This window comes from Curvibacter fontanus (genome assembly GCF_054780335.1).
The window spans coordinates 1-17,949 of the sequence record NZ_BAAGWN010000039.1; the positions used below are offsets into that span (position 1 = coordinate 1).

Genomic DNA, 17,949 nt, shown 5'->3' on the forward strand with positions numbered 1-17,949 from the left:
GGCTGACGTTGCCGCGCTGCACGGGGAAGCAGTGTTCGATGCGTTTGAATTGCTCGGGTGTGATCTCCATGCCTGCAGTTTCGCATTCGATGACTCTCGACACAATTAGTGTTAACACGCCCTAGCGTACGCAATGCACGAGCATTCCGTCGTTCGAATGGTCGGTTACGTCATGGGCTACTTCGCTGAGAACGGCAAACCGGTTCCTCCTTGGAGCTTGGTCCTCAATTTCAACCACTCTCACCGCACCCTTCCACTCCGACCAGAGCATTTCACACCCGACGGTAACAATGTCACACCCACCCTCATCCGCGAAGTAGAGGAAATCGATCCGGGTTGGCACGTCAAGAGCGGAGAGCCCGTGTTTGAAGAAGCAGCCACAAAGAAGCGCCTGAAGATCAGCGATCACATACCAGGACACATCGACATACAAGCCATGCTCGATAGCATCGATAAACGACGTGAGCCTACCTTCTATTCGGTTATGGATGAAGTGTTTGGAAAAGACTGATGCTGTGCGCAGCAAGAGAGCTAACTCCGACGGTGAAGCGCAAAACTCCACAACTCAAGAACAAGGGCACGCGATAGCGTGCCCTTGTTGTATCTGTATTCGGTTTCCGGCATTCCCCCACCCTTGTGTCTGTGCCGAGAAGCGCAGCGGCAGGCGGATCAAGAGACGCGCATGTTTGAGCGCAGCGAGTTTGCGCGGATCCCGCCTGGCGCGAGCATCGCAGGTTGCCCCGGCATAGCCGGGGTCACAGACACCAGGGTCGCCTTTCTTTCGGTTACCTTGCTTTGGCGAAGCAAAGAAAGGTGACTCGCCCGCCGGGGCGAGTCCCGGCTTGCCTCGAAAGCCAGGCGAGCCTCAAAGCAGAAAAGCTCAGAAGCTCAACTGCAACCCCACCTTCAAACTCCGCCCCGGCAACGGCACCCTCCCCGGCGCCGTCTGCGTCAGGATGGACGAGGACGAGTAAGCCAGGGTATCGCCGATATTGTCCAGGCGCGCGTACCAAAGGGCCGGCAAGCCACTGACCTTGTCACGCAAACTCAGCGCCGCGTTCCACAGCGTGTAGCCCCCGGTGGCCAGCTGGCCCTCGGGCACGCGGTCCTGCGCGGCGTAGCGGTCCACCCCCAGGCGCGCCCCCCAGGCGGCACGGCTCCACTGCAACGTGGCGCCCACGCGGTGCGGGGCGATGCGCGGCAGGGGCTGGCCGGTGCTGGTGTTGTCGGCCCGCACGGTGTCGGCGCGCAGGGCCAGGTCCAGCTTGTGCTGCGCATCCAGCAGGCGCAGGCTGCCGCTGGCCTCGGCGCCGATGAACCGCGCCTGCACCTGGGTGTAGGTGTATTGCGGCGGTGTGGTCGTGAGATCGGTCCCTTCGAGCGAGATGTAGTTGCTGAACTGGTGCTGGAACAGCTGCAGCTGCGCACGGTGGGCGCCGCGCTTCCAGGCCACCCCCATATCGACGTTGGTCGAGCGCTCCTTGCCCAGATCAGGGTTGCCGATCTCCCGGGCCTTGGTGGCCACGTGCTCGCCGTTGGCGTAGAGCTCGTAATGCTTGGGGGCGCGCTCGTTCCACGACAGGTTGGACGTGAGCTGCCACTCCGACGCCACGCTCCACAGCGCGCCCAGGGCATAACTGCCCGGGTTGAAGCTGCGTGTTGCGGGCGTGAAACGCGCCACGCCGGGCGTGCCGAAGGACTCGACCTGCACCGACTCCAGCCGCGCCCCGGCACTGAGCTTGCCCCAGGCGGTGGCCAACTCCTCGTGCGTGAAGGCTGCGCCGCTGCGCGTGCGGCTGTAGGGCGCGTAGGCCTCCGTGCCGTCGGCCGAGAACTCGCTGTCCTCCAACTGCAGACCGATCACACCGTCGAGCGCCCCCAGACGGGCGTGGCGGGCCTGCAGGCGCAGATCGTTGCCCTGGGTCTTGAACAGGGTGCCGGGCACACCGGCGTTAAATTCGGTGTGCTGGTAGTCGTTGCGGCTGAACTGGGCCTTGACGCTCTGCAGCCACCCACCCAGATCACGCAGTTCGCCTTCCAGGGCCAGGCGGCCGGAGCGCATGCGGATGTCCACCTCGTCCTCGGCCACCGAACCGTAGTGGGTGGTGTAGGTGGAGAGCGAGGCGCCCAGGTAACCCCGGTCGAAGAACAGCGTGCCCCCCAGCGCCCCACCCGCGCTCTCGCTGGCCGAGTTGCAGATACGGCGCGCCGTGCTCGTGACACCACCGCGCGTGCAGGACAGATCGATGGGCACGGCCACGTCCTCCGTCTTGCGCGACATGGCGTCGACGTGCAGGGTGTAACGATCGGTCCCCCCGTCCAGCAGCACCGTGCCGCCCCGCTCCCGGTTGCCGCTGACCAGGCCGGCGTCGATCTTGCCGGTCACGCCGCCGGCCGCGTCGAACAGGGGCTCGCGCTGGATACGCCCGTCGATCACATTGACCACGCCACCCACGGCGCTGCCGCCGTACTGCAGCGCGCCCGGGCCGCGCAGCACTTCGACGCGTTCGATCAGCAGCGGGTCCAGCGTGACCGCGTGGTCGTAGCTCAGGCTGGACAGGTCTTCGCTGGCCCCGCCGTTGTTGAGGATGCGGATGCGGTCGCCATCCAGACCGCGGATCACGGGCCGGCTGGCATTGGGGCCGAAATAGGTGCTGCTCACGCCGGGCAGGCCGTTGAGGGTCTCGCCCAGGGTGGGCTGGCTGCGCAGCAGCAGCTCGGTGCCCGAGAGCTGTTCGGTCGGTGTGATCAGCTCGGTGGCGCCCAGCGGGTTGCCGGTCACCACCACGGGCGCCAGCATGGCGCCCTCCTGGGCCCAGGCACTGCAGGCCAGGAGCGTCAGCGTCGCCAGCGTGCTGCGGCGGAAAAAATCAGGGGTCTTGTGTTCGTGTTTCATCGTCGTCTCGTTGAATTCAACAGGAAGCACCGCGCGGCCTTGAAGCCGGCGCGGCGGATCAGCTACGTGGATTCAGCGGGACGTGGGGGGTGCGCGCGCCGCGAAGGCGGCGCAGGGGCGCGGCTGCAGGGTTTGCAGGACGACCCAGGCCGGCACCAGCGGCAGGGCCAGGGCCGGCGCCGCCAGCACCGGCAGCAGCGGGCCGCCCTGACCCAGCTGGTCATAGAGGCGGCACTTGCTCTCGTCACTGGCGGGGGCCAGCAGGTGGGACAGCAGATCCTGCGCGGGCTGGGCCTGCGCCAGGACGGCCGGGCTGTTGTGCGCCACATGGGCATGCAGCACACCGTGCGCCAGCCCCAGCAACTGGGCCCACAGCAGCGCCAGCACGAGCAGCACCACGCCCGGCAGATGCCGGAGCGGGGGGCGATGCAGAGGACGGGCGCGTGACATGGGAAGGATGGGCAAGGGGCTGTGATTATTTCACCGCCACGGCGTCGGTGATGCGGTAGTACAGGCCGTAGGGATCGTCACGCAGCACGGCCAGGCGGCCCTGCACCACCAGAGGCTCCATGCCGTACCTGATGGGCGTCTTGCTCTTCACCTCGATCATGCTCTCGGGTCCGCCGGGCAGGCAGAAGGAGCAGGACAGCGGCACCGAACTCAGCAGAAAGTGCGTCTGTTTCTCGCCCGGCTCCAGCGGCATCATGAAACCCTGCACGCGCTGCGGTTTGCCGTCCAGCGCCAGGATGGGCGCCGGGAAAACCGGCAGCACGCGGTTTTTCTCGACCTTGGTCTTCACTTGGGTCAGGAAGGCCCAGGACAGCACGTCGGCACGCTCTTTCAGGGGCGCAAAGGGGCTGTCGGGGCTGTGCACACCGGCGCCACTGCCGCTGGGGATGCCGCCCTGGACGGGCGCATCCAGCTGGGCCTGGGCCAGCGTGGCAGCGAACAGGGCGATGACAGTAAGCAGGTAGCGCATGGTTTATCTCGAATTCAGCCATTGTCCCGCTTCTGTGCGGTAAGCGCCCAGCGCGGGCAAAAGAGCGGCCAGGGTCGCCACGGTCAGTGCCAGGGCCGGCACCCAGAGTTCCACGGTCAGCCAGAGCCAGCCCGTCATGGACAAGGATTGCTCCAGCGCCAACAAATAGCCTAGCAGGCCTGTCAAGAGGTGGCCCCCCAGCAGGCCCAGCACCGTGGCCAGACCGGCCAGCCAGAAGGCCTCGCACAGCAGCAGCGCGGCCAGGCGCTGCGGTGGCGCGCCCAGCATGCGCAGCAGGGCCAGGTCCGCGCTGCGCTCGCGCACGGCGCTCCACAAGGCGATGAACACGCTCAGCCCCGCCGTCAGCAGCAGCACCGCTGCAAAGCCGCGCAGCACGTCGGCGCCCACCCCCACCAAACGCAGCAATCGCGTGATTTCCAGCGCGGGGGCGGCGGCCTGCAGATTGGTGCGGGTGTTCACGTAACGCGGGAAAGTCGCCGCGGCCAGGGGGCTGCGGTAGCGCACCAGGGCCAGGGTGATCTCGCGTTTTTCATCTTCGTCTGCCGCGTCGTGGTCCTCGTGTTGGCCGTGCGCGACGTCGTGCACCTCCCACACCGATTCGGTGGCGGTGAGCAGCAGGCGATCGAGCACGCAGCCGCAAGGCGCCAGCACACCGACCACCTGGTAGGGATGGCTCACATGGCCGGGCGCATCGCCACCGTCGACCAGGCCGTGCGCTCCCGCAAAAGCCTGGCCCGGCTGCAGGCCGGTCGCCTGCGCGGCCTGGTGGCCCAGCACCACCTCCATGGCCTGCCGCCAGAGCCGGCCCTGCGCGACCTGCGCGCCGTAGTGCGCGGGGTAGTCCTGCGTGGTGCCGACGATGCGAAAGCCGCGGTAACTGTCGCCCAGGCTCAAGGGGATCAGCTGCGCCACGCGGGTGTCCCGGGCCAGGGCCTGCGCCTCGCGCAGCGGGATATTGCCCGGCGGCACATCGAGATGGAAGACACCGGCAAGGATGAGCTGCAGCGGGCTGCCCTTGGCGCCGACCACGACGTCGATGCCGGCAAGATCCCTCTCGAAGGCCCGGTCCAGCTGCGCACGCGTCAGCAGCACCAGGGTGATGGCGGCCAGGCCCAGCGTGAGCAGCAGCAGATTGAGCACCGTGGCCAGGGGCCGGGCCCACAGATAGCGCCAGGAGAGGGCCAGGGTTTTCATGCGACAGCCCCCCGGGCCGCGTCCAGATCCAGCAGTTGCGCCTGCGGCAGCGCCTGGACCACACGGGCATCGTGCGTGGCGATCACCAGCGTGGCGCCGCAACGCTGTGCCGTGACCTGCAGCAGGGCCAGGGCTTCACGCGCGGCCGCATCGTCCAGGCTGGCCGTGGGCTCGTCCGCCAGGATGACCTGGGGATGCAACAGCACGGCGCGCGCCAGCGCCACACGCTGCGCCTGCCCGCCCGAGAGCTGCTGCGGTCGCCGTGCCGCCAGCTCGGCCACACCGAGGGCCTGCAAGGCAGAGGCCATGGCAGGCGCATCGAGCTTCAGGCCCGCCGCGAAATACACCAGCTCCAGGTTGCCGGCAACGGTGAGCGCCGGACTCAGGTGCAGCTTCTGCGGCAGGAAACCGATGTGGCGCGCGCGCCAGGCATCCCCCTGCGGCGGCGTCAGGGCAGCCAGCCCCTGGCCGGCCATCTCGATCTCGCCCTGCGCGGGCCGCATCAGGCCGGCGGCCAGCGCCAGCCAGCTCGACTTGCCGCTGCCCGAGCGCCCGCGCAGCAGCAGCACGCCGCCCTGCGGCACCGTGGTGTCGGGAAATGTGAGCCGCCCGCCGCCCGGGTACTGGCAGGCCAGCCCCCGGCTGACGATCACGCGCCGGCCTCCGGCTTGAGCAGTTCCTTGAACTGCTTGCGGAACTTGGCCACCTTGGGGCCGACGACGAAGGAGCAGTAGCCCTGGTCCGGGTGCTGCTTGAAATAGTCCTGGTGGTAGGCCTCGGCCGGCCAGTAGTTGGCCAGCGGCAGCACCTCGGTGACGAGGGGCGCGCCGAAAGTGCCGGCCTGCGCCAGCTCGGCCATCAAGGCCCTGGCCTCGCGCTCCTGCTCGGGCGCCGTGAAATAGACGCCGCTGCGGTACTGCGTGCCCACGTCGTTGCCCTGGCGATTGAGCGTGGTCGGGTCATGGGTGGCAAAAAAGACGCCCAACAGCTGTCGCACACTGACCTGTGTTGGGTCGTAGCCCAGACGCACCACCTCGTTGTGTCCGGTCTGCCCGCCGCAGACCTGCTCGTAGCTGGGCCGCTGCACATGGCCGTTGCTGTAGCCGCTTTCGACATCGATCACGCCGCGCACCCGGTCGAACACGGCCTCGGTGCACCAGAAACAGCCGCCGCCAAGGACGAGGATGGGATGGTCATGGGACATGATGTAGTTCGCAGGTGGCAGGAGACTGCATCTTAATCAGGACGCCCCGACCCGCCCTTTACTCCGGCTTTACCGTTTCCGGACCGGCTTCTCACATCGGGCAGGCAGGATGCGACTTGACGGCCCCGGGGCTGCCGGATTACATTAATAACCCGTCAGTCATTAGTACCTGCTCAGGCCCTCGCCATGATCGCCAGAATCTTCTCCGATACCTGCGCCAAGGTGCAGGCCAAACGCGAACGCCGCAAGGAAGCCCGCCCGGGCGAGTTGCTGGCCGCCGCGCTGGAACTCTTTGTCGAGAAGGGTTATGCCGCGACGCGCTCGGAGGAAGTGGCGCGCCGCGCCGGCGTCTCCAAGGGCACGCTTTTTCTCTACTTCGCCAGCAAGGAAGAACTGTTCAAGGCCGTGGTGCGCGAGAACATCGCCGGGCGCTTTGCCGAGTGGAACGCCGAGTTCGAGGTCTACCCGGGCAGCACGGCCGAGATGCTGCGCTACGCCATGATGATGTGGTGGGAACGCGTGGGCAACACCCCGGCGGCCGGCATCACCAAGCTCATGATGAGCGAGGCCAGCAACTTCCCCGAACTGGCCGCCTTCTACCAGCAGGAAGTCATCGAGCCCGGCCACGAGTTGATCCGCCGCATCCTGCAACGCGGCATAGACCGCGGCGAATTTCGCCCCATCGACACCGAGCTCGCCATCTACACGGTGCTGGCACCCATGATCTTCCTGATGTCCTGGAAGCACTCCTTTGGCGCCTGCGCCTGCCCTTCCACGATACTGCATCCCGAAAAATACCTCGAACTGCAGGTGCAGACTCTGCTGTACGGCCTGTGCGCGCCGGCCAGCAAGGGCACGCCCTTGGCCCAAGGAAAGTGAAGAAGATGAAACGCTGGATCAAATGGGGCCTGATGGGCCTGGTCGTCGCTCTGCTGGCCCTGGCCGTCCTGCGCGCCCTGGGCGCACGCAAGACCCAGCAGGCCGCGCTGGCCGAGCAGACCGCACGCGGCACGCAGACCGTGATCGAACTTGGCGCCGGTGACCTGCTGCCGCTGCAGATGCAGGACATGCTGCGCGGCCTGCCGGTCTCGGGCACGCTCAAGGCGGCCAACTCGGCTTTTGTGAAGGCGCGCGTGCCGGGCGAGTTGCAGGGCCTGCGCGTGCGCGAAGGGGACGCCGTCAAGGCCGGCCAGGTGATCGCACGCATCGACCCCGCCGAATACGAGGCTCGCCTGCGCCAGGCCCGGTTGCAGGCCGACGCGGCCAAGGCGCAGATCGACATCGCGCAGCGCCAGTACGACAACAACAAGGCCCTGGTCGACCGGGGTTTCATCTCCAAGACCGCGCTGGACACCTCGCTGGCCAATCTGAACGCGGCCCGCGCCAGCTACGAGGCCGCCGTGGCCGCCGCCGACGTGGCGCAAAAGAGCGCTGCCGACACCGTGCTGCGTGCGCCCATGGGCGGCCTGATCTCGCAGCGCCTGGCCCAGCCCGGCGAGCGCGTGGCGGTGGACACGCGCATCGTCGAGATCGTGGACCTCTCTCGCATGGAGATCGAGGCGGCGCTCAGCGCGGCCGACACGGTCGGCGTGCGCGTGGGCCAGCAGGCCCTGCTGCAGGTCGAAGGCTACGCGCAGGCGGTGCCGGCGCGCGTGGCCCGCATCAACCCCAGCACCCAGGCCGGCAGCCGCAGCGTGCTGGTCTACCTGCAGCTCAAGTCGGTGCCCGGCCTGCGCCAGGGCCTGTTTGTGCAGGGCACGCTGGGCACGGAAAAGCTCAAGGCCCTGGCCGTGCCGCTGCAGCTCGTGCGCACCGACAAGCCCCGGCCCTATGTGCAGGTGGTCGAGAACCAGCAGGTGCGCCACGCCAGCGTCAGCCTGGGCGCGCGCGGCCAGGCCAGTGGGCAGGACATGGTGGTCGTGAGCGGCCTGCCCGAAGGCAGCCTGGTGCTGGCCGGCACGGTCGGTCCGCTGCGCGAGGGCACGGCCGTGCGCAGCGCCGCCGCGGCGCCGGCTGCACAGGGTCGCTGAGGCATGTGGTTCACCCGCGTCAGCCTCAAGAACCCGGTCTTCGCCACCATGGTCATGCTGGCCTTTGTGGTGCTGGGCCTGTTCTCCTACCAGCGCCTGCAGGTCGACCAGTTTCCCAATGTGGACTTCCCCGTGGTGGTGGTCAGCACCGAATACCCGGGCGCCGCCCCCGAGATCGTCGAGAGCGAAGTCACCAAGAAGATCGAGGAAGGCGTCAACTCCATCGCCGGCATCAACGCGCTGACCTCGCGCAGCTACGAGAACCAGTCGGTGGTGATCATCGAGTTCCAGCTGCACATCGACGGCCGCAAGGCCGCCGAGGACGTGCGCGAGAAGGTGGCCGCCATCCGCCCCAGTCTGCGCACCGAGGTCAAGGAACCGCGTGTGCTGCGCTTCGACCCGGCCAGCCGCGCCATCTGGTCGCTGGCCGTGCTGCCTGAACCGACAGCCCCCACGCTCGCCACTGCGTGTGCTTCGCTGCCCCCCGAGGGGGCGCGCGCTTGCTTGGAGCGGTCCGGCGCGGCGCGCCAGCCAGGCCCCCGACCCAGCGCGGTGGAGCTCACGAGCTGGGCCGACCAGGTGCTCAAGAAGCGGCTGGAGAACGTGCGCGGCGTCGGCGCCGTGACCCTGGTGGGCGCGACCAAGCGCGAGATCAACATCTACATGCGCCCCGCGGCGCTCGAAGCCTACGGCATCACGCCCGATCAGGTCGTGGCCGCCGTGAAGAGCGAAAACCAGGAACTGCCGGTGGGCGCCGTGCGCTCCAGCACGCAGGAACTGGCGGTGCAGGTCGACGCGCGCATGCAGCGCCCCGAGGACTTCGGCCGCATCATCGTGGCGCGCAAGGGCGGAACCCCGATCCGCCTGGCCCAGCTGGCCACCGTACAGGACGGCCCGCAGGAGGTCGAGACCCTGGCCCTGCACAACGGCCAGCGCACCCTGCTGATGTCGGTGCAGAAGGCGCAGGACGAGAACACCATCGCCGTGATCGACGGCCTGACGCGCACCGTGGCCGAGATGAAGAGCCAGCTGCCCCCGGGTGTGCGCCTGGAGCCCATCCAGGACGGCTCGCGCCCGATCCGCGTCGCGGTGGACAACGTGCGCCGCACCCTGATCGAAGGCGCCCTGCTGACGGTGCTGATCGTCTTCCTCTTCCTGAACTCCTGGCGTTCCACCGTCATCACCGGCCTGACGCTGCCGATCGCGCTGATCGGCACCTTCCTCTTCATGTACTGGTTCGGCTTCACCATCAACATGATCACGCTGATGGCGCTGTCGCTGTGCGTGGGCCTGTTGATCGACGACGCCATCGTGGTGCGCGAGAACATCGTGCGCCATGTGCAGATGGGCAAGACGCCCTACGAGGCCTCGCTGGACGGCACGCAGGAGATCGGTCTGGCCGTGCTGGCCACCACCTTCTCCATCGTCGCGGTGTTCATGCCCATCGGCTTCATGGGCGGCATCATCGGCAAGTTCTTCCACGAGTTCGGCATCACCATCGTGGCGGCGGTGCTGATCTCGATGTTCGTGAGTTTCACGCTGGACCCCATGCTGTCCTCGCTCTGGCACGACCCGAGCATCGACGGGCACGGCAAGCACCGCGAGCCCGTGACCTTCTACGACAGGACCATCGGCCGTGTCACCGGCTGGTTCGACCGCGCCACCGAAAGCCTGGCCGAGGGCTACCAGAGCATCCTGCGCTGGTCACTGGTGCACAAGCTGGCCACGCTGGGCATCGCCTTCGCCATCTTCGTGCTCAGCATCGTCATGGTGCCGCTGCTGGGGACCGAGTTCGTGCCCAAGGCCGACTTCTCCGAAACCACGGTCAGCTTCTACACACCGGTGGGTTCGTCCATCGAGGTCACCGAGACCAAGGCCCGCCAGGTGCAGGACATCCTGCGCGAGTTCCCCGAGGTGCGCTACTCGCTGGCCACGATCAACACCGGCAATGCGCTCGGCAAGAACTACGCCAGTGTCTATGTGCGCCTGATCGACCGCAAGGAACGCACGCGCAATGTGGACCAGATCTCGGCGCTGCTGCGCGAGCGCCTCAAACGGGTGCCGGGCATCACGGTCACACACGCCGGCCTGCTCGATGCCGTGGGCGGCCAGAAGCAGATCGAGTTCTCCCTGCAGGGCAGCGACCTGCAGGAACTGGAACGCCTCAGCCAGCTGGTCACGGACAAGATCCGCGACATCCCGGGCCTGGTGGATCTCGATTCCAGCGTCAAGCCGGGCAAGCCCACCATTGCCGTGCAAGTGCGGCGCGAGGCCGCGTCCGACCTGGGCCTGAACGTGAACCAGATCGCCGGCGCCCTGCGCATCCTGGTGGCCGGCCAGACCGTGGGCAACTGGCGCGCCAGCGACGACCAGACCTATGACGTCAACGTGCGCCTGGCCCCTGAATCGCGCAACAGCATGGCCGATCTGGAGCGCCTGCCCTTTGCCATGGGCAGCAACAGCGACGGCAGCTCGCGCGTGGTGCGCCTGAACCAGGTCGCCGCGCTGGCCGCGGACACCGGCTCCAACCAGATCAACCGGCGTGACCTGATGCGCGAGGTGGCCATCAACGCCAACGTCTACAACCGCTCGGCCGGCGAGATCTCGGCCGACATCCGCAAGGCGCTGGACGGCATCAGCTTCCCGCCGGGTTACCGCTACCAGTTCGGCGGCTCGACCAAGAACATGCAGGAGTCCTTCGGTTACGCGATCTCCGCCCTGGCCATGGCCATCATCTTCATCTACATGATCCTGGCCAGCCAGTTCAAGAGTTTCTTCCAGCCCCTGGCGCTGATGACCTCGCTGCCGCTCACGCTGATCGGCGTGGTGCTGGCCCTGCTGATGTTCGGCTCCACCCTGTCCATGTTCTCCATCATCGGCGTGGTCATGCTCATGGGCCTGGTGACCAAGAACGCCATCCTGCTGGTGGACTTCGCGATCCGCGCGCGTGAAGACCAGGTGGACGCGGACGGCCGCCGCGTCCCGGGCATGGAGCGCGCCGAAGCCCTCCTGATGGCGGCCCGGGTGCGGCTGCGTCCCATCCTGATGACCACCCTGGCCATGATCTTCGGCATGGTGCCGCTGGCCTTCGCCCTCACCGAGGGCTCCGAGCAGCGCGCCCCCATGGGCCAGGCCGTGATCGGCGGCGTCATCACCTCCTCCCTGCTCACGCTGGTGGTGGTGCCTGTGGTCTACTGCTATATGGACGACTTCAGCCAGTGGCTGGGCCGGCGTTGGCGCGGCGAAAAAGCACCTGCCAAGTAAAATTTTCCAGGATTCCTTACAATACCCCTTGGAGTATTCAACATGAACTTCGAACAAGCCCGCTTCAACATGATCGAGCAGCAGATCCGCCCCTGGAACGTGCTCGACGCCGCCGTGCTGGACATCCTCTCCGTGGTGCGCCGCGAGGACTTCGTGCCCACCGCCCACAGGTCCCTGGCTTTCGCCGACATGGAGCTGCCCCTGCGCGCCGGTGGCGACGCCGGCCAGTGCATGCTGGCGCCCAAGGTCGAGGCCCGCATGCTGCAGGACCTGGCCGTTCAGAAACACGAGAAGGTGCTGGAGATCGGCGCCGGCTCCGGCTACATGGCCGCCCTGCTGGCGCAGCGCGCCCAGCGCGTGATCTCGCTGGAGATCGACCCCGCGCTCGCCACACTGGCGCGCACCCATCTGCAGAAGGCCGGCATCTCCAACGTGGAAGTGCGCCAGGCCGACGGCGCCAAGGGCGCGCCGGTCGAAGGCCCCTTCGACGTCATCGTGCTCAGCGGCTCGGTGGCCGAAGTGCCGCACCAGCTGCTGGAACAGCTCAAGACCGGCGGCCGCCTGATGGCCATCGTTGGCGAAGCGCCGGTGATGCGCGCCACCCTGATCCAGCGCACCAGCGCCGTCGAATACCTGACCAGCCAGGGCTGGGACACGGTGGCGCCGCGCCTGCTGGGCTTCCCCGAGCATTCGCGCTTCAACTTCTGAGGCCACTGCGGGCGACACCACCATGATCGAACACGTCCATCCCGGTGACCTCAAGGACTGGGCAGCGAAAGCCCAGGCGCATGGCCGCCCGCTCATCCTCGATGTGCGCGAGCCGTCCGAGCTGCAGCAGGCCAGCATCCAGCCGGATGCCGCCTACGATCTGGTGGCCATCCCCATGGGGGTGATACCGCCGCGGCTCCATGAACTCGACCCCACGCGCCCGGTGGCCTGCATGTGCCACCACGGTGGGCGCAGCATGCGCGTGGCGCAGTTCCTGGAGCACCAGGGCTTCAAGCACGTGGCCAACATCAGCGGTGGCATCAATGCCTGGTCTCTGCAGGTGGATCCGGCCGTCCCGCGCTACTGAGACACCCCGCATTTCCCGCCTACCCCCCGGAGTAACCGCCCCATGAAAACCTGCCGTCTGCTGCCCCTGACCCTGGCCATCGGCGCCGCGCTGGCCCTGCCCGTGCGCGCCCAGAGCCTGCTGGCGCTCTACGATGCGGCCCGCGGCCATGATGCGGCCTACCAGTCCGCCAAGTCGCAGTACGAGGCCAATCTCTACAAGGCCGACCAGGCCAAGTCCGCGCTGCTGCCCACGGTCACCCTCAACGCCAGTGCGTCCAACACCCAGTTGCGCACCGAAGCCGGTGGCACCACCAGCGACCGCGGCTTCGACACCCAGAGCGCCAGCGTGAACGCCACGCAGCCCCTGTACCGCCCCGGCAATCTGGCCACCTACCAGCAGGGCACGCGCCAGACCGATCTGGCCGAAGCCCAGCTGCTGGCCGCCGAGCAGGATCTGATCGTGCGGGTCAGCCAGGCCTATTTCGATGTGCTGGCCTCGCAGGACAGCCTGACCTTCGTGCAGGCCCAGAAGACTGCCGTGGCCGAGCAGCTGGCTTCGGCCCGCCGCAACTTCGAGGTCGGCACCGCCACCATCACCGACACCCGCGAGGCGCAGGCCCGCTACGACCTGGTCATCGCCCAGGAAATCGCCGCCGACAACGACCTGCGCGTCAAGAAGCTGGCCTTGAATCTGCTGGTCGGCAAGGCCGAAACGGCGCCCTACCCGCTGGCGCCGGCCACCACCCTGCCGGCGCTGCTGCCCGAGGACATCAATACCTGGGTGCAGCAGGGCCAGGACCAGCACCCGGCGATCCGCCAGGCCCGCACCGCGCTGGAAGTGGCCACGCTCGAAACCGACAAGGCCACGGCCGGCCACAAGCCCACGCTGGACCTCACCGGCAGCGTCGGCGTGAACCGCAACATCAACGGAACCACCGTCTCGTCGGTGGACTCCCGCACCACCTCGACCACCGTGGGGGTGCAGTTCGTCATGCCCCTGTTCGCCGGCTTCGCCACGCAGAACCGCCTGCGCGAAACCCTGGCCCTGGAAGACAAGGCCCGCTCCGATCTGGAGGCCGCCCGGCGCACCGTGGCGCAGAGCACGCGCACGGCCTACTTCGGTGTGGTCTCGGGCCTGGGCCAGGTCAAGGCGCTGGAAGCCGCCGAGGCCTCCAGCCAGAGCGCGCTGGACGCCAACAAGCTGGGTTACCAGGTGGGCGTGCGCATCAACATCGATGTGCTGAACTCGCAAAGCCAGCTCTACCAGACCAAACGCGATCTGGCCAAGGCACGTTACGACGTGCTGATGGGCGGCCTCAAGCTGCGCCAGGCCAATGGCAGCCTCAAGAGTGAGGACCTGCAGGGCGTGAACAGCCTACTGGCGCCGCCGGCCGCTCCGACACCTGAGCCGGCACCGGCTCAGCCCCGCAGCCCTTCGGAACCGGTGAAGAAATCGTAGCGAGCGGCTCGAGCGCAAGGCGGACGGAGCGCAGTCACCGGAACGTACTCAAGGTACGTGAGGATGACGAGCACCGCCCAACGCGGCGATCGGGCCGCGCAGTAGATTTATTCACTGGTTCTCAGCACAGGTAAGCGGCCAGCGCCTCGCGCGTGCGCTGGGCCGCACCGCGGTGCGCCTTTGCGAAACGGCTGGCCTCACGGGCCATGGCCTGCTGGCGCAGCGGCTGCTGCACCAGGCGCTGCGCCGCCGCCACGGCGGCGGCCAGGTCGCTGCAGCGCTGGGCCGCCCCGGCCTCCTGCGCCAGGCTGGCCGCCTCGTCGAAATTGAAGGTGTGCGGCCCCATGAACACCGGGCAGCCGCAGGCCGCCGCCTCGATCAGGTTCTGCCCGCCCAGCCGCGCGAAGCTGCCGCCCAGCAGGGCCGCGTCGCTCAGGCCGTAGTACAGGGCCATCTCACCCAGGCTGTCCCCCAGCCACACATCGGCCGACATCTCGACCAGGGTGGGAGCGTGGTCCCACTGGCTGCGGCGTGCCATGCGGAAACCGTGGCGGGCGATCAGTTCGGCCACCTCGCCGAAACGCTGCGGGTGACGCGGCACGATCAGCCACTGGATCTCGCGCGCGGCCGCACCGGCCTGGCGCAGGCAGGCCAGCAGCTCGGCCTCCTCGCCTTCGCGCGAACTGGCAAACATGATCACCGGACGGCCCAGGGCCGTGCGCCAGGCCTGGCCGCGGGCCACCTGCTCGGCGTCAGGCGTAGCGTCGAACTTCAGATTGCCGAACACACCGCGCACCGGCGCGCCAATAGCCGTCAGCCGCGTGGCATCGTCCTGCGTCTGCGCCCACACCGCCGCCAGGCTGCGGTAGGTGGGTATGGAGAGCCAGGCCAGTCTTTGCGCCTGGTGCAGCGACTTCTCGCTCAGGCGCGCATTGGCCAGCACCAGCGGCACGCCGGCGCGCGCGCAGCCAGCCGCCAGATTCGGCCAGACCTCGGTCTCCAGCAGGATGCCCAGGCGCGGATGGAAATGACCGAGAAAGCGCTGCACGGCCTCGGGCGTGTCCCAGGGCTGCCAGGCCTGCAAGTCGCCCTCGCGCAGCAGGCCCGCGCCTTCGGCGCGGCCGGTGGCCGTGCCATGCGTGAGCAGCAGGCGGTAGCCGGGCCACTGCGCGCGCAGCGCAGCCAGCAGCACGGCCGCGGCACGCGTCTCACCCAGGGAGACCGCATGCACCCAGAGCGTACGGCCGTCGTGCGGCAAAGCGGCTGTGTCATAACGGCCGAAACGCTCTTCCACCGCCACCAGATACCCGGGCTCCTGACGGCCACGGCGCATCAGCTTGCGCCGCACCAGGGGCTGGACCAGTCTGGCCAGCAGGGAATAAAGCTGCCGCACCATCAGGCCACACCGTGCGCGGTCTGCACCTGCGTCCAGGCCTGCCACACGGCATCGACCGCGGGCGCCGGCTGCGCATAGACGCTGCGCTGGCGCGCGCGATCGATGGGCCCCGTGCGCCAGGCGGTGTCGAAGTTGTAGATCTGCACATGCGGCAGGTCCAGGGCCACGGCGATGTGGCTCAGGCCGCTGTCCACGCCGATGACACCGGCGCAAACCGCCAGGGCATCGGTCAGCGCATCGAGCGCCAGGCGCGGCCAGACCACGGCATGGGGCATCTCACGCGCCAGGGCCTCGCTGCGCCGCTGCTCATCGTCCGTGCCGTGCAGCAGGGCCACGTCAAAACCAGCGGCATCCAACCTGTGGGCGAGTGCTGTCCAGCGGGACGCCGGCCACTGCTTGTCGGCGCGCGAACTGCCGTGCACCAGGGCCACGCAGGGGCGCGCCGACAGCATGCCGATGGCTATCTTTTCAGGAGCAATCGAATCTTGCCCCAGGTTCGGCTGCAGACCGAAGATTTCCTCGTCCGGCACCGCGTAGCCCAGGGCCCGGGCGCACAGCTCGCGCGAGCGCCGCACCGCATGCACGTGCGGCTCGATATGCACGGCCACATCGGCCACCCAACGCGTCGGCGCCTCGTAACCCGAACCCTCGGTGCGGTTGGCCAGGGCATAACGGCGACCGCCCGGTGCCAGCCGTGCCAGCCAGGCCACCAGCGCCGATTTGCTCAGGCCCTGCAGGTCGATCACGGCGTCATAGGCCTCGCGCTGCAGTTCGCTTTTGAAGGCCGCCCATTCGGCGCGCGTTTGCGCTGCAAAGGGCGTTTTACGCCAGCGCCGCAGTTCGCAGGGGATCACGCGGCGCACACCGGCACAGCGTTGCACCAGCGGCGCAAAGCTGCGCTCGACGACCCAGTCGATCTGGGCCTGCGGCAGCGCACGCCGGATGTCCTGCACCGCCGGCATGGTGTGCACCACATCGCCCAGGGAGGACAGCTTGACGATCAGGATCTTCAAACCAGGGGTCCCGGGACTCTCAGTGCGAGGCGTCGGCGAAAGACGCGTCGGGCTTGACGCTGCGCAGCAGGGCCAGCATCTCACCCTCGATGCGCTGCAGCGCCGCGGCGGTATGGCCTTCGAAGCGCAGCACCAGCACCGGCGTGGTGTTGGAAGCGCGGATCAGACCAAAGCCATCGGGCCAGTCCACGCGCACACCGTCGATGCTATTGACCGTGGCAGGTGCGGCAAAGCGGGCCTTCTTCTGCAATTCATCCACCAGCCGGTGCGGCTCGCCTTCGGCGCACTTGACGTTGAGTTCAGGGGTGGAGTGGCTGGTCGGCAAGGCGTTGAGCACGGCGCTGGCGTCGGCCGAACGGCTCAGGATCTCCAGCAGACGGCAGGCCGCGTAGGTGCCGTCGTCAAAGCCGAACCAGCGCTCCTTGAAGAAGATGTGGCCGCTCATCTCGCCGCCCAGCGGCGAGTCGATCTCCTTCATCCTGGCCTTGATCAGCGAGTGACCGGTCTTGAACATCAAAGGCTGGCCACCCGCGGCTTCAATCGCCGGGGCCAGGCGCTGCGAACACTTGACGTCATAGACAATGGTGCCGCCGGGCACGCGTGAGAGCACATCTTGCGCGAACAGCATCATCTGGCGGTCCGGATAGATGTTGCTGCCGTCTTTTGTGACGATGCCCAGGCGGTCGCCATCGCCGTCGAAAGCCAGGCCCAGTTCGGCATCACCGCTCTTGAGCGCCGCAATCACGTCCCGCAGGTTCTCGGGCTTGCTCGGGTCGGGGTGGTGGTTGGGGAAACGGCCGTCGACCGCGCTGTGCAGCTCGGTGACCACACAGCCCAGGGCACGCAGGATGACAGGTGCGGAGGCGCCGGCCACGCCGTTGCCCGAATCCACCACGATCTTCATGGGGCGCGCGAGCTTGACGTCGCCGATGATGCGGTCGCGGTAAGGCGCGAAAACATTGAGGTTGCGCACGGAGCCGCCCGCCTGCAGGTTCCAGGACTCGGTTTCCATGCAACGGCGCAGGGCCTGGATTTCCTCGCCGTAGATGGCGCGGCCGGCCAGCACCATCTTGAAACCGTTGTAATCGGCCGGGTTGTGGCTGCCCGTGACCTGGATGCCGCTGCTGCACACGGTGCTGGCCGCGAAGTAGAGCATGGGGGTGGTGACCATGCCCACATCGATGACTTCGATGCCGGCCTCCATCAGGCCGCGGATCAGCGCGGCGCTCAGGACCGGACCGCTGAGGCGGCCGTCACGTCCCACGGCCACGCGTGTCTCGCCGGCCTGGCGCGCGGCACTGCCGAAGGCGCGGCCCAGGGCCAGGGCCAGGTTTTCGTCGAGGGTGGACGGCACGATGCCGCGGATGTCGTAGGCCTTGAAGATCGAGGCGGAAACTTGCATGGTGCATGGGTCCCGGTGGTCGTGGCGGTGTTGCC

General features: G+C 67.8%; 16 protein-coding genes. 7 read left to right on the plus strand and 9 right to left on the minus strand.

Features of this window, described 5'->3' with window-relative positions:
• Positions 1-133: 133 nt before the first annotated feature.
• Positions 134-511 (plus strand): hypothetical protein, encoded by a 378-nt coding sequence (locus ACYVH8_RS13710; protein WP_460489368.1) that lies wholly within the window; start codon positions 134-136, stop codon positions 509-511.
• A gap of 369 nt (positions 512-880) precedes the next feature.
• Here the strand turns inward: ACYVH8_RS13710 and ACYVH8_RS13715 are convergent, their stop codons facing one another.
• From ACYVH8_RS13715 to msrA, 6 genes are all read right to left on the minus strand, one after another.
• Complete coding sequence (locus ACYVH8_RS13715) at positions 881-2,896, minus strand: TonB-dependent receptor (RefSeq protein ID WP_460489369.1); 2,016 nt, start codon at positions 2,894-2,896, stop codon at positions 881-883.
• Positions 2,897-2,968: 72 nt separating this feature from the next.
• The gene (locus ACYVH8_RS13720; protein WP_460489370.1) at positions 2,969-3,346 is read right to left on the minus strand and encodes a hypothetical protein; all 378 of its coding nucleotides are present in this window, start codon (positions 3,344-3,346) and stop codon (positions 2,969-2,971) included.
• 25 nt (positions 3,347-3,371) lie between these two features.
• Complete coding sequence (locus tag ACYVH8_RS13725) at positions 3,372-3,875, minus strand: DUF3299 domain-containing protein (protein ID WP_460489371.1); 504 nt, start codon at positions 3,873-3,875, stop codon at positions 3,372-3,374.
• Between the two features lie 3 nt (positions 3,876-3,878).
• The gene (locus ACYVH8_RS13730; protein ID WP_460489372.1) at positions 3,879-5,090 is read right to left on the minus strand and encodes an ABC transporter permease; all 1,212 of its coding nucleotides are present in this window, start codon (positions 5,088-5,090) and stop codon (positions 3,879-3,881) included.
• Positions 5,087-5,743, minus strand: a complete 657-nt coding sequence (locus ACYVH8_RS13735) for an ABC transporter ATP-binding protein (protein ID WP_460489373.1) — start codon at positions 5,741-5,743, stop codon at positions 5,087-5,089. Before ACYVH8_RS13735 ends, ACYVH8_RS13730 begins: the two co-directional genes overlap by 4 nt.
• Positions 5,740-6,294 carry a peptide-methionine (S)-S-oxide reductase MsrA gene (gene msrA, locus ACYVH8_RS13740; RefSeq protein ID WP_460489374.1) on the minus strand — a complete coding sequence of 185 codons (555 nt, stop codon included), beginning with the start codon at positions 6,292-6,294 and terminating at the stop codon, positions 5,740-5,742. The genes ACYVH8_RS13735 and msrA overlap by 4 nt, the downstream gene beginning before the upstream one ends.
• Positions 6,295-6,480: 186 nt before the next feature.
• Between msrA and ACYVH8_RS13745 the strand changes: the two genes are divergently transcribed.
• The 6 genes from ACYVH8_RS13745 to ACYVH8_RS13770 are packed head-to-tail and all read left to right on the plus strand — an operon-like array spanning position 6,481 to position 14,103.
• Positions 6,481-7,173, plus strand: coding sequence for a TetR/AcrR family transcriptional regulator (locus tag ACYVH8_RS13745; RefSeq protein WP_460489375.1), 693 nt, complete (start codon positions 6,481-6,483; stop codon positions 7,171-7,173).
• Positions 7,174-7,178: 5 nt separating this feature from the next.
• Entirely contained in the window at positions 7,179-8,324 is a 1,146-nt protein-coding gene (locus tag ACYVH8_RS13750) for an efflux RND transporter periplasmic adaptor subunit (RefSeq protein ID WP_460489376.1), read from the plus strand.
• A 3-nt stretch (positions 8,325-8,327) separates the two neighbouring features.
• Positions 8,328-11,588, plus strand: coding sequence for an efflux RND transporter permease subunit (locus ACYVH8_RS13755; RefSeq protein ID WP_460489377.1), 3,261 nt, complete (start codon positions 8,328-8,330; stop codon positions 11,586-11,588).
• A 42-nt stretch (positions 11,589-11,630) separates the two neighbouring features.
• Entirely contained in the window at positions 11,631-12,296 is a 666-nt protein-coding gene (locus ACYVH8_RS13760; RefSeq protein ID WP_460489378.1) for a protein-L-isoaspartate O-methyltransferase family protein, read from the plus strand.
• Between the two features lie 22 nt (positions 12,297-12,318).
• The gene (locus tag ACYVH8_RS13765) at positions 12,319-12,663 is read left to right on the plus strand and encodes a rhodanese-like domain-containing protein (RefSeq protein WP_460489379.1); all 345 of its coding nucleotides are present in this window, start codon (positions 12,319-12,321) and stop codon (positions 12,661-12,663) included.
• 42 nt (positions 12,664-12,705) lie between these two features.
• On the plus strand, positions 12,706-14,103 hold the full coding sequence (locus ACYVH8_RS13770; protein WP_460489380.1) for a TolC family outer membrane protein: 1,398 nt from the start codon (positions 12,706-12,708) through the stop codon (positions 14,101-14,103).
• A gap of 121 nt (positions 14,104-14,224) precedes the next feature.
• Here the strand turns inward: ACYVH8_RS13770 and ACYVH8_RS13775 are convergent, their stop codons facing one another.
• The 3 genes from ACYVH8_RS13775 to ACYVH8_RS13785 are packed head-to-tail and all read right to left on the minus strand — an operon-like array spanning position 14,225 to position 17,914.
• Entirely contained in the window at positions 14,225-15,499 is a 1,275-nt protein-coding gene (locus tag ACYVH8_RS13775; protein ID WP_460489381.1) for a 3-deoxy-D-manno-octulosonic acid transferase, read from the minus strand.
• Positions 15,499-16,512, minus strand: coding sequence for a lipopolysaccharide heptosyltransferase I (gene waaC / locus ACYVH8_RS13780; RefSeq protein WP_460489382.1), 1,014 nt, complete (start codon positions 16,510-16,512; stop codon positions 15,499-15,501). The genes ACYVH8_RS13775 and waaC overlap by 1 nt, the downstream gene beginning before the upstream one ends.
• 19 nt (positions 16,513-16,531) lie before the next feature.
• Positions 16,532-17,914 (minus strand): phosphomannomutase/phosphoglucomutase, encoded by a 1,383-nt coding sequence (locus ACYVH8_RS13785; RefSeq protein WP_460489383.1) that lies wholly within the window; start codon positions 17,912-17,914, stop codon positions 16,532-16,534.
• Between the last annotated feature and the right edge of the window lie 35 nt (positions 17,915-17,949).

Excerpts from the sequence above, each read along its gene's own strand:
- ACYVH8_RS13760 (WP_460489378.1), top strand. The coding sequence starts at position 11,631 with ATGAACTTCGAACAAGCCCGCTTCAACATGATCGAGCAGCAGATCCGC.
- ACYVH8_RS13715 (WP_460489369.1), bottom strand. The coding sequence starts at position 2,896 with ATGAAACACGAACACAAGACCCCTGATTTTTTCCGCCGCAGCACGCTG.
- ACYVH8_RS13725 (WP_460489371.1), bottom strand. The coding sequence starts at position 3,875 with ATGCGCTACCTGCTTACTGTCATCGCCCTGTTCGCTGCCACGCTGGCC.
- ACYVH8_RS13745 (WP_460489375.1), top strand. The coding sequence starts at position 6,481 with ATGATCGCCAGAATCTTCTCCGATACCTGCGCCAAGGTGCAGGCCAAA.
- msrA (WP_460489374.1), bottom strand. The coding sequence starts at position 6,294 with ATGTCCCATGACCATCCCATCCTCGTCCTTGGCGGCGGCTGTTTCTGG.
- ACYVH8_RS13775 (WP_460489381.1), bottom strand. The coding sequence starts at position 15,499 with ATGGTGCGGCAGCTTTATTCCCTGCTGGCCAGACTGGTCCAGCCCCTG.
- ACYVH8_RS13765 (WP_460489379.1), top strand. The coding sequence starts at position 12,319 with ATGATCGAACACGTCCATCCCGGTGACCTCAAGGACTGGGCAGCGAAA.
- ACYVH8_RS13710 (WP_460489368.1), top strand. The coding sequence starts at position 134 with ATGCACGAGCATTCCGTCGTTCGAATGGTCGGTTACGTCATGGGCTAC.
- ACYVH8_RS13770 (WP_460489380.1), top strand. The coding sequence starts at position 12,706 with ATGAAAACCTGCCGTCTGCTGCCCCTGACCCTGGCCATCGGCGCCGCG.
- ACYVH8_RS13720 (WP_460489370.1), bottom strand. The coding sequence starts at position 3,346 with ATGTCACGCGCCCGTCCTCTGCATCGCCCCCCGCTCCGGCATCTGCCG.
- ACYVH8_RS13785 (WP_460489383.1), bottom strand. The coding sequence starts at position 17,914 with ATGCAAGTTTCCGCCTCGATCTTCAAGGCCTACGACATCCGCGGCATC.
- ACYVH8_RS13755 (WP_460489377.1), top strand. The coding sequence starts at position 8,328 with ATGTGGTTCACCCGCGTCAGCCTCAAGAACCCGGTCTTCGCCACCATG.
- ACYVH8_RS13730 (WP_460489372.1), bottom strand. The coding sequence starts at position 5,090 with ATGAAAACCCTGGCCCTCTCCTGGCGCTATCTGTGGGCCCGGCCCCTG.
- ACYVH8_RS13750 (WP_460489376.1), top strand. The coding sequence starts at position 7,179 with ATGAAACGCTGGATCAAATGGGGCCTGATGGGCCTGGTCGTCGCTCTG.